This window comes from Lachnobacterium bovis (genome assembly GCF_900111325.1).
In the GTDB taxonomy this organism is placed as follows: domain Bacteria; phylum Bacillota; class Clostridia; order Lachnospirales; family Lachnospiraceae; genus Roseburia; species Roseburia bovis_A.
In genome coordinates this window covers 59,823-76,423 of sequence record NZ_FOGW01000005.1, presented here as the reverse complement: position 1 = coordinate 76,423, position 16,601 = coordinate 59,823, and the positions used below count along the sequence as shown (strand labels likewise).

Annotated in this window: 16 protein-coding genes and 1 tRNA gene; 8 read left to right on the top strand and 9 right to left on the bottom strand. The window is 30.4% G+C overall.

What is annotated here, in order from left to right:
- Positions 1-132: 132 nt before the first annotated feature.
- From BMY79_RS01655 to BMY79_RS01615, 9 genes are all read right to left on the bottom strand, one after another.
- A complete protein-coding gene (locus tag BMY79_RS01655) occupies positions 133-1,500 on the bottom strand; it encodes an ATP-binding protein (protein WP_022748501.1) in 1,368 nt (455 codons plus the stop codon).
- A 260-nt stretch (positions 1,501-1,760) separates the two neighbouring features.
- Complete coding sequence (gene asd / locus BMY79_RS01650) at positions 1,761-2,852, bottom strand: aspartate-semialdehyde dehydrogenase (protein WP_074730337.1); 1,092 nt, start codon at positions 2,850-2,852, stop codon at positions 1,761-1,763.
- A 297-nt stretch (positions 2,853-3,149) separates the two neighbouring features.
- Entirely contained in the window at positions 3,150-4,529 is a 1,380-nt protein-coding gene (argH, locus tag BMY79_RS01645) for an argininosuccinate lyase (protein WP_022748503.1), read from the bottom strand.
- 116 nt (positions 4,530-4,645) lie between these two features.
- Positions 4,646-5,299 (bottom strand): epoxyqueuosine reductase QueH, encoded by a 654-nt coding sequence (locus tag BMY79_RS01640; protein WP_022748505.1) that lies wholly within the window; start codon positions 5,297-5,299, stop codon positions 4,646-4,648.
- An 80-nt stretch (positions 5,300-5,379) separates the two neighbouring features.
- A complete protein-coding gene (locus tag BMY79_RS01635; protein WP_022748506.1) occupies positions 5,380-5,901 on the bottom strand; it encodes an HD domain-containing protein in 522 nt (173 codons plus the stop codon).
- Positions 5,898-6,233, bottom strand: a complete 336-nt coding sequence (locus tag BMY79_RS01630) for a hypothetical protein (protein ID WP_022748508.1) — start codon at positions 6,231-6,233, stop codon at positions 5,898-5,900. Before BMY79_RS01630 ends, BMY79_RS01635 begins: the two co-directional genes overlap by 4 nt.
- A 70-nt stretch (positions 6,234-6,303) precedes the next feature.
- Positions 6,304-6,930, bottom strand: a complete 627-nt coding sequence (gene udk, locus BMY79_RS01625; RefSeq protein ID WP_022748509.1) for a uridine kinase — start codon at positions 6,928-6,930, stop codon at positions 6,304-6,306.
- A gap of 15 nt (positions 6,931-6,945) precedes the next feature.
- Positions 6,946-7,593, bottom strand: coding sequence for a deoxyribose-phosphate aldolase (gene deoC / locus BMY79_RS01620; protein ID WP_022748510.1), 648 nt, complete (start codon positions 7,591-7,593; stop codon positions 6,946-6,948).
- 101 nt (positions 7,594-7,694) lie between these two features.
- A tRNA-Thr gene (locus BMY79_RS01615) sits at positions 7,695-7,767 on the bottom strand.
- Positions 7,768-8,030: 263 nt separating this feature from the next.
- Between BMY79_RS01615 and BMY79_RS01610 the strand changes: the two genes are divergently transcribed.
- From BMY79_RS01610 to BMY79_RS01575, 8 genes are all read left to right on the top strand, one after another.
- Positions 8,031-9,149, top strand: coding sequence for a BMP family ABC transporter substrate-binding protein (locus tag BMY79_RS01610; RefSeq protein WP_022748512.1), 1,119 nt, complete (start codon positions 8,031-8,033; stop codon positions 9,147-9,149).
- 269 nt (positions 9,150-9,418) lie between these two features.
- Positions 9,419-10,942, top strand: a complete 1,524-nt coding sequence (locus BMY79_RS01605; protein ID WP_177176416.1) for an ABC transporter ATP-binding protein — start codon at positions 9,419-9,421, stop codon at positions 10,940-10,942.
- Complete coding sequence (locus BMY79_RS01600; protein WP_022748514.1) at positions 10,942-12,084, top strand: ABC transporter permease; 1,143 nt, start codon at positions 10,942-10,944, stop codon at positions 12,082-12,084. The genes BMY79_RS01605 and BMY79_RS01600 overlap by 1 nt, the downstream gene beginning before the upstream one ends.
- Positions 12,085-13,029 (top strand): ABC transporter permease, encoded by a 945-nt coding sequence (locus BMY79_RS01595; RefSeq protein WP_022748516.1) that lies wholly within the window; start codon positions 12,085-12,087, stop codon positions 13,027-13,029.
- A 300-nt stretch (positions 13,030-13,329) separates the two neighbouring features.
- Positions 13,330-13,869, top strand: coding sequence for a helix-turn-helix domain-containing protein (locus BMY79_RS01590; protein ID WP_022748517.1), 540 nt, complete (start codon positions 13,330-13,332; stop codon positions 13,867-13,869).
- A gap of 67 nt (positions 13,870-13,936) precedes the next feature.
- The gene (locus BMY79_RS01585) at positions 13,937-15,016 is read left to right on the top strand and encodes an ABC transporter ATP-binding protein (RefSeq protein WP_029067391.1); all 1,080 of its coding nucleotides are present in this window, start codon (positions 13,937-13,939) and stop codon (positions 15,014-15,016) included.
- Positions 15,003-15,827 carry an ABC transporter permease gene (locus BMY79_RS01580; RefSeq protein WP_027421826.1) on the top strand — a complete coding sequence of 275 codons (825 nt, stop codon included), beginning with the start codon at positions 15,003-15,005 and terminating at the stop codon, positions 15,825-15,827. Before BMY79_RS01585 ends, BMY79_RS01580 begins: the two co-directional genes overlap by 14 nt.
- The gene (locus BMY79_RS01575; RefSeq protein ID WP_027421827.1) at positions 15,824-16,600 is read left to right on the top strand and encodes an ABC transporter permease; all 777 of its coding nucleotides are present in this window, start codon (positions 15,824-15,826) and stop codon (positions 16,598-16,600) included. Before BMY79_RS01580 ends, BMY79_RS01575 begins: the two co-directional genes overlap by 4 nt.
- Position 16,601 lies beyond the last annotated feature (1 nt).

The following is a 16,601-nucleotide window of genomic DNA, read 5'->3' as shown; positions in this document are numbered from 1 at the left end:
CTTTCACTTTCATATAATGTTTAAATTACTTTTACCTAGCATTATAACACATTTAAGCCTTTAAGAATATACCGTATTAATTTTTCTCATATAATGACGTTAATATATAATATTTAAAAATATAACATCTAACTACAATTCATTCATGTCAATTAATGTAATTCGTTCATCTCTTTCTGATAATTCTATTAACTGTTTTGAAAAACCTTTTGCAGAAAAGCAATAAACATATTCCGAATAAATCTTTGCTTTGTCCATCAATACAAAAAGATTTTGCACCATTTCTGTTGTAATAAAATCCTTATTCCAATTACACATTCCAACAATATTAATTCTGTTAGAACTTTGTGCTATTATATCAATATTTCCTGTTTTTCCAACCCAAGTTCCTATCTTATGAATTTTAAATGGTAATTTTCCAATTTGATCTAACAACTTCAAATATTCCATACAAACATTTTTAAAATATCTTTCTAGATATGTATCTAAATCCGGCTCAATATATGTATCATAAAACTCTTCTGGGTTCATAAAATATAAATCTGACAAATGTGGAAAAACAAACTTATACCAAAAATTTGTATATGTATCTTTTATATGATACACACCTTTTTTTGCATTTTGCCATCCGCCTGTTTCAAAGGAAATAACTTTTTCAAGAATATCAAAATAACTTAAATTTTTCATATAAACACTAATTTTAGGTCTAGAATATCCCGTTGCTAAATATATATCATTCAATTTATTTTTTCCATTTGCAATATGATATATTATAGTATTATAAACTGATAATTCACGAAGTTCTGAAGAAATAATATTTTCAGCTTCCTTAAATAGTTCTCCATTTTTATCTAATACTAATTTACATATATTCTCTTTAATTGACAATTCTTGATTCCATAACTTCGTGTATTTATAAACACCACCCATTATGCCGTAGTATTGAATGCAATCCTTCACGGAATATTTTGGAAATTTTCTTACAATTTCTAAGAACTCCAAATTATCTATTTTTATGATTCTATCTACTTTTTTGTAATTTACTTCACCAAAATTTTCTTCCATATCCTGTTCAGCCCACAAAATAGATGAGCAACACAAAATAATCATAACCGGACCTGGATATAATCTTTTATTCTTTAATTTAATGACGCTCTCTAAGAACTTTGAATCTTTCTTCTTTGCTATATATTGAAATTCATCAATTACAACTACTAATTTGCTAGCATCTCCACTTTTTATTCTTGAAAAGTATTCATCATATGTTCCTTTGGTTAATTTCACCCTATATTTCTTAGAAATTTCATCCCCCATTAATGTTCGTTGTTCTAATTCAGAAGCTTGTCTTGCTCTATAATAAAAGAATTTTTTGTTCTTAACAAACTCCTTTATTAGATCGAATTTACAAGATCCCTCACTTCCATATAAAACAACTATTCTATTTCTTTCTTGACTGTATTGTTCTTCTAATTCTTTAATTATATTCGCTCTAACAGCCATTATTTTCCTCCTCCATAGCAAAATAATAATTAAATATACCATCTAAAAAAATTATATCATTTTTTAATTTGCGAGACAATATCAATATGAGTCATATTTTGTATACATTTTTTACAAAATTCAAAAGTTTTGTCTATTAATATTTACAATAAAAAATCTCTTCTAGATAATCTTTAATCTAAAAGAGATTTTCATTAACTATATAAACTACATTTTAATAGCTATATATTTTTGATTGTATATTATATTTTGACAATATATTATTTTTTTGTAATATATCCCTGCGCTTTAAGTAATTCAGCACATAAAACTGCACCACCCGCAGCTCCTCTTACTGTATTATGAGAAAGACCAATAAATTTCCAATCATAAATAGAATCTTCTCTAAGACGTCCAACTGAAACGCCCATACCATTCTCATAATTTACATCCATTTTTACTTGAGGACGATTATCTTCTTCTAGATACTGAATAAAGTTCTTTGGAGCACTTGGTAATTGAAGTTCCTGTGGAACACCCTTGAAATTACGTAAAGCTTCAATTAACATTTCTTTTGTCGGATTCTTTTTAAACTTAACAAATACTGCAGCAGTGTGACCATTTAAAACGGGAACACGAATACACTGACATGTGATTTTTGGTGATTCTGCAGGAACAATTTGTTTCTTTTCGTCATCAACATGTCCCCAAATACGAAGTGGCTCTTTTTCAGATTTTTCTTCTTCTCCACCAATATAAGGAATAATGTTTTCGATCATTTCTGGCCATTCTTTAAAAGTTTTTCCTGCCCCCGAAATTGCTTGATATGTTGTTGCTACAACTTCATATGGTTCAAACTCTTTCCATGCTGTCAAAACTGGAGCATAACTCTGAATCGAACAGTTAGGTTTTACTGCTACAAATCCTCGTTTTGTACCTAATCTCTCTTTTTGATACTTAATAACTTCCATATGTTCTGGGTTAATTTCAGGAACAACCATTGGAACATCTGGAGTCCATCTATGTGCACTGTTGTTTGATACTACAGGTGTCTCTGTTTTTGCGTATTCTTCCTCAATTCTTTTGATTTCATCTTTTGTCATATCAACTGCCGAAAAAACAAAATCAACTTTTGATGCAACTTCTTCAACCTGATTAACATCCATTACAACAATATCTTTAACACCTTCTGGCATCGGCTTATCTAATTTCCAACGACCTCTAACGGCTTCCTCGTATGTTCTACCAGCACTTCTTGGACTTGCGGCAATTGTTGTCACTTCAAACCATGGGTGATTTTCTAATAAAGAGATAAATCTCTGTCCTACCATACCTGTTCCACCAAGGATACCTACTTTTAATCTTTCACTCATTTTATAATATCTCCTCTTCCATAATTATTCATTATTATCTTTTTAAAAACAGATATCTAAAATATCTAAACTCGTGAGCATCTAAATTCAAACTTCGTCTAAAAGCTTAATCTAGATGCTATCCACGAGCAGTCAGCCACACTGACTTTAATCATAACTATAATCCCTATGTAAAGATACTGTCTTTATATGACGGACATTTGTCTTTACAACAACTATAATAATAAAAATTTTATAAAATTACAATAGTCAAAAAGCATTATTTTTTTAGTTATTTTTAGTCTTTTTTATGGCATATTAACTATTTTTTAGATATTCTGTTTCTTTTTTTATAGAATTTTTCATTGCTTCAACAGATGGCGCACCAATTGTTAACCTTGTATTCACACAAGTATCCAAGGAAATAGCATCATAAATATCATCTTCGAATACGTCACTAATACTTTTTAACTCACTTAGTTTCATATCTTCAATGCCAATGTTTTTTTCGATACAATACAATACTATTCTCCCTACAATTCCATGTGCATCTCTAAAAGGTACACCATGTTTTACTAAATAATCAGCTGCATCTGTTGCATTTGTAAATCCATTTTTAGCACTGTTTCTCATTACATCTTTATTAAATTTAAGTGTATCTATCATACCTTTAAATAAAATAATGCAATTTTTCACTGTATCTATTGCGTCAAACGCTAATTCTTTGTCTTCTTGCATATCTTTATTGTATGCAAGTGGAATACCTTTCATTGTAGTTAAAAGACTCATCAATGTGCCGTATACACGACCTGTTTTTCCCCTAACTAATTCTGCAATATCTGGGTTTTTCTTTTGTGGCATAATACTGCTACCTGTACTATAAGCGTCATCAATTTCTACAAATTGATATTCATTCGAATTCCAAATAATCACTTCTTCTGAAAATCTACTTAAATGCATCATTATAATTGACAAAGCCGATAAAAATTCAATTACATAATCTCTATCTGATACTCCATCCATACTATTTAATGTTGGTCCATAAAAACCAAGTAACTCAGCAGTATATTCTCTATCAAGATTATATGTTGTTCCGGCTAAAGCTCCAGACCCTAACGGACAAAAATTCATTCTTTCTTTTATATCAAACAGACGCTGTCTATCTCTTTTAAACATTTCAAAATATGCCCCAAAATGATGAGCAACTGTTATTGGCTGTGCCTTTTGTAAATGAGTAAATCCAGGCATTACCGTAGTAAGATTTTCATTCATTATTCTTAAAATAACTCCAAGAAAATCTTTTAATTCTACATCTATTTCTTCAAGTTTTTTACGAATATATAATCTCATATCTAACGCAACTTGATCGTTTCTACTTCTACCTGTATGTAGTTTTTTCCCAGTATCTCCCAATTTTTTAATCAAACACGCTTCTACAAAACTATGTATATCTTCACACGTTTCATCAATTACAAGACTTCCATCCTCTATACTTTCTAAAATATTATCCAATTCGTTTTCTATATCTAATGCTTCCTTATCGGTTAAAATGCCAACTTTTGCCAACATTTTTACGTGTGCCTTACTCCCGACAATATCTTCTCTATATAACTTCTTATCAAACTTAATAGAGGCATTAAAATCATACACTAATTGGTCTGTTTCTTTGGTGAATCGTCCACCCCATAATTGTGCCATAACTAAACATCCTTTCATAAAAAATAATATATTGATTATAATTGCAAAGCAATTATATTACAACCCTTATTTATAATGTAAAAAATTTTATTAAAACAATTTTCAAATATCTTACTTTATTCAATCTTCTGATTGTTTTTTAACTCAATTTCTTTGTCTCTATCTCTTTTTGAGTAAACACAACCACAATAGTATTGTCTATACATATCGAACTCTTTAGAGATTTCTGTAGACCTTTTATATCCATTTTTCTTCTTAAAATCAGAAAAAAGATATTTTATACCATATTTATTCTCTAATTCTGCACCTATTTGGTTTAATTTTTGAGAATTCTTTAAAGGACTAATTGAAAGTGTCGTTGTAAAATAATCAAACCCAAGCTCTTTTGCAATTTTTGCTGTTTCTTCAAGTCTAAGCTTATAACACTTAAAACATCTTTCTTGTCCTTCTTTAGCATTTTCTAATCCCTTTGATATATCGTAAAATTTTTTAGTATCAAACTCACCTTCTAAAAATTTCACGTCATATTTGGTATCAAATTCTTCTATAAAACGCATTTGTTCTTTCGCTCTATAAAAATATTCCTCTTCAGGATAAATATTAGGATTATAATAAAATACTGTCACTTCAAAATACTGTGATAATAATTCAATACAATATGAACTACATGGTGCACAACAACTGTGTAAAAGCAACTTAGGTACTTCATTTTTAAGCTGATGCTCACTTATAATTTTTTCCATTACTATTTGGTAATTTACTTTATTCATGTTGTCTCCATTTATACATATTTTAAAAGGTTCTAGAGAATTACAACTCTAGAACCCCATCATATAAAAAATTAATTCTTTTAATAATTGATATCATACATAATTTTAAATAATTCTTTACCACTATCAGTTTTAAAAACCTTATCGAATGCTTTCCTAATAGCTGAATCGCTTAAATTATCTTCATATATATTAACTAAAAAATCTGCTTCTACTAATATTTGATAGTCTAAGCCATCGATTTTATCGTATGTATGATGATGTCCTACCAAAAAACAAATTCTATCAATTATATAATTTTCCAAACCAAGTTCTGATAGCATCTGATGTGCAACAGTAGGGCCTTCCTGCTCCTGGAGCTTTCCATTCGCCTTGCCATATTTCTGTTCTGCTGGTTTAATTCCGATGTCATGCACATAGGCAGCCGCTTCTAAAATAAATAATGTATCATCATCTAATTTTTCACAAACACCTATTTTTTTAGCAATACTATGAACTTCAATAAAATGTAAAATTCTCTTTGGATCACCACTATAATATTCTGTCATTTTTTGGCATAAAGCATCAAGCCAACGCTGACTAACACCACCATCGTCTATCATTCTGTTGCTCCTTGTCTAGAAATATGTAACGCTAATACTGTAGTTATATAAGTAACTAAACAACAAATAATTAATAATTCTTTCCAACACAAAATAGCTGCAACAAATTGTATTGTAGCAATTACTCCATGTAGCCAAAACTCAGCATCATGTAATAAAAAGCCTAATACAACTTCTAAAAACATTACCATAGCAACTGGTGCCACTAAATAACTTAAAGCAATTGTAGAAACAAAACTCATTACAACAGCTGAAAAAGCTATAATTGATATTGGCACAAGTAACAATAAAGAATTGCTTTTTTGTTTTTTTAATGTATTTTCTCTACTCATCTATACCACCTTTAGTAAAAAATTTAATTACTAGAATTATATCACATAAATAAAAAAGTACAATAATATTTTAAATATTATCTTTTTTTAACTGTTTTTTTACTCGTTCTATAAGCATTTCTAATGCTACCGCATTTTCTCCACCGTTTGGAATTATAATATCAGCTCTTCTTTTGCTTGGTTCGACAAACTGCTCGTGCATCGGTTTAACCGTTGTCAAATATTGTTCTATAACACTTTCAAGGGTTCTTCCTCTCTCCTTAACATCGCGAACAATTCTTCGTAAAATTCTGACATCAGCATCTGTATCAACAAAGACCTTAATATCCATCAAGGTACATATCGAAGGCTCATCAAAAATCAAAATACCTTCTAAAACAATTACAGGGGCTGGTTTAATCTCAACGACCTTATTAGAACGATTGTGCTCCTTATAATCATAAATTGGCATTTCTACACTAATACCATTTTTTAAAGCTTCAATGTGCTGTCTCAACAATTCATTATCGAATGCATCCGGATGATCATAATTAAGTTTCTGACGTTCTTCAAAAGGCATATCATCATGTCTTTTATAATAATTATCATGACGAAGAATACAAACCTCATCTCTGCCAAAACTTTCAACTAATTTATCAGCTAATGTTGTTTTTCCACTTCCGGTTCCACCGGCTATTCCAATTACAATTGTATCCATACTTTTTCCTATCTATTATTTTTCACCAATAATGGCTAAAGTTGCACTTGTACCTAATCTTGATGCTCCTGCTTCAATCATACTTAAAGCTTCTTCTTCACTGTGAATTCCACCAGAAGCTTTAACGCCCATATCATCTCCAACAGTTTCTCTCATTATTTTAACATCACAAGCTTTTGCTCCTGCTTTAGAAAATCCTGTTGATGTCTTAACAAAATCAGCACCTGCTTCTTTTGATAATTTACATGCTACAACTTTTTCTTCGTCAGTTAAAAGACATGTTTCAATAATAACTTTTAATACGATACCTTTTCCACATACATCTTTTAAAGCTTTAATATCTTCTCTAACGAAATCATATTTTTTATCTTTCAAAGCTCCTACATTTATAACCATATCTATTTCTGTTGCTCCAGCCTCGATAGCTTTTTTTGTCTCGAAAGCTTTAACTTCAGTAGTTGATTGTCCAAGTGGAAAACCTACAACTGTACAAACTTTAACATCTGTATCTTTTAATTCATTAGCAACAAATCCTGTATAATATGAATTAACGCAAACTGATGCGAAATCATATTTTTTTGCCTCATCACAAATCTTCTTAACATCTGCTTCTTTCGCATCTGCATTTAAAATAGTATGATCAAAATACTTTGTAGAAATCATAATTATTTCTCCTTCATCTTGCTTATAATTGTATTTCATATAATTATTTAAAATATATGTTTAAACACGAAAAATTCCCGCCAGAATATACTGACGGGAAAAGCCGATAACCGGGATCGAACCGGTGGCCTACGCATTACGAGTGCGTCGCTCTACCTACTGAGCCATATCGGCACATAAAATATAACTTTTAAAACATCAGTAATTCTATTTCTTCTTTATTAAATAACATTTACTGCTGCCTACCTTTTGTATTCTACCAAATATATTAATAAAAATCAATAATAATTTTATCATCATTAAAAATTAGTTTTTTTAATAACTCTTATTAAAAAACATAATAAGTTAAATTCACTTAACACATTGACTAACGCTTTTAATTTTGCTAGTATTTATTTGCGTTTTAAGTTCATATTAGCAAACAGGAGGAAAGAAATATGAAAAAAATTATTTCTATGATTTTAATTGCAACTATGGCAGTAGGTTTAGCTGCTTGTGGTTCAAAATCAGATTCTAAAAACACAAAAAAAGTTTCTAAAAACGATGTAGCTTTAATTACTGATGTAGGAACAATCGATGATGAATCGTTTAATCAGGCTACATGGCAAGGTGTGAAACAATATTGTAAAGAAAATGGATTCAAATGTGATTACAAAAAACCAACAGCAGACTCAACAGATGCTCGTGTTTCTTCTATTACAGAAGCTTGTAGTCAAGGATATAAAACAATTGTATTACCAGGATACTTATTTGGTGATGCTCTTATTCAACTTCAGGACTCATTCCCAGATGTTAAATTCGTTGCTATCGACGTTTCAAAAGCTGATTTAAAAGGTCAAAAAATCAAAGACAATGTAGTATGCTTTACATTTGCTGAAGAGCAAGCTGGTTACTTAGCTGGATATGCAGCTGTAAAAGAAGGTTATACAAAATTAGGTTTCTTAGGCGGAATTAAGGTACCTTCAGTTGCAAGATTTGGTTACGGATACGTTCAAGGTATCAAAGGTGCTGCAAAAGAAACAAACACAAAAGCAGAAGTTAAATATACATATGGTGGACAATTCTCTGCTGATGATAAGATCACTGCTAAAATGCAGGGATGGTATTCTGCTGGAACACAAATAATCTTCGCTTGCGGTGGTGGTATTTACGGTTCTCCACTTGAAGCATGTGGTCAATATAAAGGTAAACTTATCGGTGTTGACGTAGATCAATATTCAAAAGGTACTAAATGCGAAAAACAACACGGTTATAACCCATTCTTAACATCTGCTATGAAAGATTTACAAAACACAACTGTTTCAGTTTTAAATGATATCAAAGACGGAAAATGGAACAAATATAGTGGAAAAATCATGCACTACTCACTTAAAGATGGTGATTATATCTGTCTTCCAACAGATGAAAAATCTTGGGCATTTGAAAAATTCACTAAAGAAGAATATAAAGAACTAAAAGAAAAAATCGCTAAAGGTACTATCAAAGTTGATGATAATGCTGATGTAGATATTGAAAAACAATCTGATGAAAACGTAACTGTTTCATTAATCAAATAATTTCAAACAAATAACTTAAATTCAAAAAATTACTGATAAAGTCTAGGCTTATGTTTAATTTACACAGACATTTGCCTAGACTTTATTTATTTGTTACAATTTTCCGATATTACAAATTGAATGTATATATTAACGCTACTTATAAGTTTATATTTTATTAAAAATAAGTAAAATTTTTCTTGCTTATTTATACCATACAAGATAAAATAAGAGTGTTTGTGTAAAATTTAGAAGAAGGAGTGACTATTTTGGCTGACTATGTAATTGAAATGCTTGGAATAAGTAAATATTTTCCAGGTATTAAGGCTAATGACAATATTACACTTCAATTAAAACGTGGAGAAATCCATGCTTTACTTGGCGAAAATGGTGCTGGTAAATCTACTCTTATGAGTATATTGTTCGGACTTTATCAACCAGACGAAGGTGTAATAAAAAAAGATGGACAAATCGTTAAAATCAACAACCCAAATGATGCTAACGATTTAAGAATTGGTATGGTACATCAACATTTTAAACTTGTAGAATGCTATTCCGTTCTTGATAATATAATTTTAGGTGTGGAACCCAATGTTGCTGGTATTCTACATAAACAAGAAGCTCGCGAAAAAATTATGGAATTATCAAAAAAATACGGCTTGCAAATTGACCCCGATGCAATCGTAGAAAATATTACTGTTGGAATGCAACAAAGAGTTGAAATTTTAAAGATGTTGTATCGTGATAATGATGTACTTATATTTGATGAGCCAACAGCTGTTCTTACCCCACAAGAAATCACAGAATTAATGCAAATCATGAAAAAATTAGCTGCTGAAGGAAAATCTATTTTATTTATCTCACATAAATTAGCAGAAATCATGACAGTTGCAGATCGTTGTTCTGTATTAAGAAAAGGTAAGTATATTGGAACTGTTGATATCAAAGATACAACAGCTGAAGGTTTATCTACAATGATGGTTGGCCGTAAGGTTAATTTAAAACTAGATAAAAAGAAAGCTACTCCAGGAGAAATAATTTTGGATGTAGATAATCTTACAGTTTCATCTAATTCTTCCAAAAAAGAAGCCGTTAAAAACGTATCTTTTAATGTTAGACGCGGCGAAATTGTTTGTATTGCAGGAATTGAAGGCAACGGACAAGCCGAATTAATTCAAGCAATTACAGGTTTAACAAAACAAAAAAGCGGTAAAATTGTTTTATGTGATAAAGATATTTCTCATGAATCAATTCGTTACCGTTCAGAACACGGTATGAGTCATATTCCAGAAGATAGACATAAGCATGGCTTAGTACTTGATTATGATTTGGCTCAAAATATTGTTTTACAGCGATATCGTGAACCTGAATTTTCTAAATTCGGATTCATCAAATTTGACGCTGTTAAAAAATATGCTGAAAAACTTATTAAAAAATTCGATGTACGATGTGGTCAAGGAACAGATACTATTGTACGTTCTATGTCAGGTGGTAACCAGCAAAAAGCTATTATTGCCCGCGAAATTGACAAAAATCCAGAACTTTTAATCACAGTTCAGCCAACACGAGGACTTGACGTTGGTGCAATCGAGTACATCCACAAGGCAATTATTGAACAACGCGATGCTGGAAAAGCAGTTCTACTTGTTTCACTTGAACTTGATGAAGTATTAAATTTATCTGATAGAATTCTTGTTATGTACGAAGGCGAACTAGTTGGAGAATTCAAGAGTTCAGATGTTACCACAGAAACACTTGGTCTTTATATGACAGGTGCAAAAAAAGATAACATTACTAAGGAGGTAACAAAATAATGAAAAAAGGAATTGCAATTGCATCCTCTATTGTATGTATTCTTGTTGGATTATTATTTGGTTTAATATTTTTATTAATCATTAATCCTGCCGAGTCTATAAGCCTTGGATTTACACCATTAATTTTAGCAGGTTTATCTTCTGCTTTTAATCCAGATTGGATAAGTGCAGGATCTAACTTAATGAAACTTGGACAAGAAATTGCTAATGCTATGCCTATCATCATGACAGGTTTATCCGTAGCTTTTGCATTTAAGATGGGACTTTTTAATATCGGAGCAGCTGGACAATATACACTTGGTGCTTTTGGTGCTTTATATTTTGCACTTATTTTAAAATGTCCATGGTATGTTTGTCTTTTAGCTGCAGCTGCATTTGGTGCTTTCTGGGGAATGCTTCCTGGTTTATTAAAAGCTTACCTAAACATTAACGAAGTAATTAGTTGTATTATGTTAAACTGGATTGGATTATATGGCGTTAATACTATAATATATGGTAATGGTAATAGTAAAATGTTCAATTCATCACAATCAAAAGCTTATCAGGTTGGAACTGTAAACCCTGATGCTTTGATTCCAAGCAAGATTTTTGGATTGGATATGTTTGAAATCTTCAAATATAGAGCTACAACTATTGGTATCTTTTTTGCAATAATTATTGCAATAGTTATTTTAATTGTCCTAAATAAGACAACTTTTGGATACGAATTAAAAGCATGTGGATTTAATAAAGATGCTGCCAAATATGCTGGAATTAATGATAAAAGAAACATTATTCTTTCTATGTTAATTTCTGGTGCTTTAGCTGGATTTGGTGCTGGTTTATTCTATCTTTCAGGTACTGTTCAATGGAATCCTTTAGATTCTACTGCTCTACCTGCTGCAGGCTTCGACGGTATTACAGTTGCTTTACTTGGTTTATTGAATCCTATTGGATGTATTTTCTCCGGATTATTTATTTCACATATTAGTGTTGGAGGAACAATGATGCCACAATCAATCTTCCCAAGTGAAATTTCTCAAATTATCACTGGATTAATTGTTTATTTATGTGCTTTTACACCTATTATTCAAGAAAAACTAACAAAATTTATTGGAGCACATAAAAAGACACAACAAAACGCTAATAAGGAGGAAAAATAAATGTCAGCAGGACTTCTTATTTTAATAAAATTTACTTTACTTAGTGGTATTGTTTTAATGTATGTTGCACTCGGTGGATGTTTTTCAGAACATTCTGGAGTAATTAACATTGCTTTAGAGGGTGTAATGGTTATAGGTGCTTTATTTGGAATTTTGACACTTTGTACTCTTCCAAAAAATTTACCTGGCTTTTTAATTGTAACTATTTCAATTCTAGTTGCAATGATTTCTGGAATGATTTATTCATCCCTATTAGCATTTGCATCAATTAATTTAAAAGCTGATCAAACTATTGGTGGTACTGCACTTAACATTTTAGCAACTGCTATTGCATTAGTTGTTGTAAAACACTATAACAGTACAATTTCACCTGATGCTCAGTCACCTAAATTAAATTTTGATAATAGTTTATTTATTTTTAATGTTGGTCCATTCACATTAAACGTATTTATAATTCTTGGAATTATACTACTTATTGTGTCTCACTTTGTATTATATAAAACACGTTTTGGATTACACTTGCGTGCATGTGGTGAGCATCCACAAGCTGCAGATTCAGTTGGTATCAACGTCTACAAGATGAGATGGGCTGGTGTATTAATTTCAGGTGCACTTGCAGGTATTGGTGGTATGGCATATATTGTACCATCTGTTCAAGATTGGAATTTTGAAGTTGGTGTTGGTGGTATGGGCTTTTTAGCTCTTGCTGTAATGATTTTCGGTAAATGGAATCCTGGATATATTTTCCTTGGTTCATTATTCTTTGCTGTATTTAAATCATTAGCAAACATTTATGACTCAACATTCCTTGCAAATTTCCATCTCACAAAAGAGATTTATAGCATGATGCCATTTATTGCATCATTAATTGTTTTGATGTTTACATCAAAGAATTCTAAAGCCCCTAAGGCTGAAGGTATACCATACGATAAAGGTATGCGTTAATGTTATTTTAGAAATTTTTCATTAAATTATAATTTAAACATTTACTTATTTGTTTTTACATTATTTAATAATAAACCAGTATATTTTATACAAATTCTTTTGTTATAAAAGTATACTGGTTTTTTTTATATTTTCTTAATTTTTTCTAAAGAAATTCTTTATAAACTATTGACATTATTTAAAAAAAGATTAAAATATATTATGCTCAAGTTTATTAATAGTAAACTTAAAATCTACGATTAATATTATAATAGTAATTGTAAACAAATAATTTATTATATAAATAAAGAGGAGAATACAATGGATATCGGAAAGAGGATGAAAGAACTAAGAGTTTTATATGGACTCACTCAACAAGAACTTGCTGATAGAGCTGAACTTACTAAAGGTTTTATTTCTCAGCTTGAAAGAAATCAAAATACTCCTTCTATTAGCACTCTTCTTGATATTATACAATGTTTAGGTACAACACCTGCTGAATTTTTTGCAGATGATGAGCCTGAACAAATTGTTTTTAAATCACACGATTACTTCAAAAAAACAGATACTGAACATAAAAAAACAATCGAATGGTTAGTTCCTAATGCTCAAAAAGATATTATGGAACCTGTACGTCTAACTTTAGAACCTGGCGGACATTCTGAAGTTTATCTTCCGCATTCAGGCGAAGAATTCGGCTACGTTTTAAAAGGAACTATCAAGCTAATATATGGAAGACGTTCTCTCACAATAAAAAACGGGGAATCGTTTTACTTCAATTCCTCTAAAAAACATTATATTGAAAATATAAGTAAAAAAAATGCAATTGTGCTATGGATTACAACGCCACCTAGTTTTTAGATATATATAGACCTTGGAGAGGGTCACTAAACACTACTACTATATTATTATGAGGTAAATAATTATCATGAAAAAGGAATTAATCAATTTTTTAGATATTTCAAAATCATATGGTGATCATCTTGTTTTAGATGAATTTAATCTTTCAGTTAAAGAAAACGAATTTGTAACATTACTTGGTCCTTCTGGATGCGGTAAAACAACTACGCTTCGCCTTTTAGGCGGCTTTGAAACACCTGATACAGGTAAAATTCTTTTCGATGAAAAAGACATTACAAATTTACCTGCTAATCAGCGAAAATTAAACACTGTTTTTCAAAAATATTCGCTTTTTCCTCATATGACAATTGCAGAAAATATTGCTTTTGGCCTTAAAATAAGCAAAAAAAGCGACCAATATATAAAAGACAAAATCAAATACGCATTAAAGCTAGTTAATCTAGATGGATATGAAAACAGAAGCGTAGATTCATTAAGTGGTGGACAACAACAACGTATCGCTATCGCAAGAGCTATCGTAAATGAACCTAAAGTACTTCTTTTAGATGAACCATTAGGAGCATTAGATTTAAAACTAAGACAAAGTATGCAATACGAATTAATTCGTTTAAAAAATGAATTAGGAATTACATTCGTTTACGTTACTCATGATCAAGAAGAAGCTCTAACAATGTCAGATCAAATCGTTGTTATGAATCAGGGATATATTCAGCAAATTGGATCTCCTGAAGACATTTATAATGAACCTGAGAATGCATTTGTAGCAGATTTTATTGGTAGTAGTAATATCCTCGACGGAATAATGATACAAGACAGACTTGTGTCAATTTTAGGCAAACAGATTCCATGTGTCGATGAAGGATTTGGAAACAATACACCTGTTGACGTAGTTATTAGACCAGAAGATTTAATCATAACATCGCCTGAACAAGGCTTTATTACTGGAAAAATAACTTCAGTAATTTTCAAAGGTGTTCACTACGAAATAGAAATTCTAGCAAATGATTATAAATGGTTAGTTCATACAACAAAATTTGCAACTGTTGGTGACTACGTTGGACTTTCGATTGATCCTTTTGATATTCAAATCATGAAAAAAGCTGAATATTCAGACGAAAAGGCGGTGGAAATAAATGAAGAACTTTAAAAAACAGCTTTTAGCTGGCCCATATCTTTTATGGATGATAGGCTTTATAATTCTTCCAATGTTATTAGTTGTATATTATGCTTTTTTTAGCAATCACCAATTTACTTTAGATAACGTTATGGCTATTACGTCAGAAGTGAATTTTAAAGCTATTTTATTATCTCTAAAAGTTGGTATATTGAGTACTTTAATTTGCTTACTACTCTCCTATCCATTGGCACTTATTTTAAAAAACATAAATTTCAAGAATCAAAGTTTTATTGTTTTCTTATTTATGTTACCAATGTGGATGAACTTTATGCTAAGAATACTTGCTTGGAAAATTCTATTATCTAAAAATGGAATTCTTAATACTTTTTTATATAATATTAATTTACCAAAAATACAAATATTAAATACATCTGGAGCTATTATTTTTGGTATGGTTTATGATTATTTGCCATTTATGTTATTACCAATTTATAATTCTATGGCTCATGTAAAAAAAGACTACATCGAAGCTGCTCAAGATTTAGGTGCTTCTAAGATAAGAATATTATTCCAAATAATTATTCCATTAACAATGTCTGGTATTGTCAGTGGTATTGTCATGGTTTTTGTTCCTACTCTTACATCATTCGCCATTTCTGAGCTTCTCGGTGGTGGAAAAGTTTTACTTATAGGTAATGTAATTGAGCACAACTTCATGCAAGGAATGCGCTGGGGAATTGGTAGTGGACTATCATTTGTATTGATGGTATTTGTCTTTATCAGCATGATATTATCTTCTAAATTTGGTGAAGAGGAAAAAGGAGGTACTGGAATATTATGATAAAAAAACTTTTATCCAATCTTTATCTTGTAATTATATTTTTATTTCTATATTTGCCTCTTTTTGTCCTAATGACTTTATCTTTTAACAATTCAAAGTCAAAAGTACTTTGGGGTGGATTTACATTAAAATGGTATTCTAGATGTTTCAAAAGCGAAACTATTATGAATGCTTTCATGACAACAATACAAGTAACTTTACTAGCAGCTATATTTTCAACAATTTTAGGTACTGTTGCTGCTATTGGAATTAGTTCCATGAAAAAAAGAAGTAAAACTATTTACTTAGGTGCAACGAACATACCTCTACTTAACGCAGATATTGTTACTGGTATCTCTATGATGTTATTATTTGTTAAATTTACGAATTTAAGCTTTGTTACTGTATTAATAGCTCATATAACTTTTAACATACCATATGTTATTTTAAATGTTCTACCTAAAATACAGCAAGCAAATAAATATACATATGAAGCTGCCTTAGATCTAGGTGCATCGCCTTTATACGCATTTTATAAAGTAACATGGCCAGAAATACGTTCAGGTGTATTTAGCGGTTTTTTAATGGCTGTAACAATGTCTTTAGATGATTTTAGTATAACATACTTCACAAAGGGGCCTGGTATAAATACTCTTTCAACTATGTTGTATACTGAATTACGTAAAGGAATCAAGCCTGAGCTATATGCTTTGTCAACAATATTATTCTTTACTGTTTTTATTTTGTTACTTATTATTAATATTAAAAATAATAAAAAACAACATAGGAGATAAT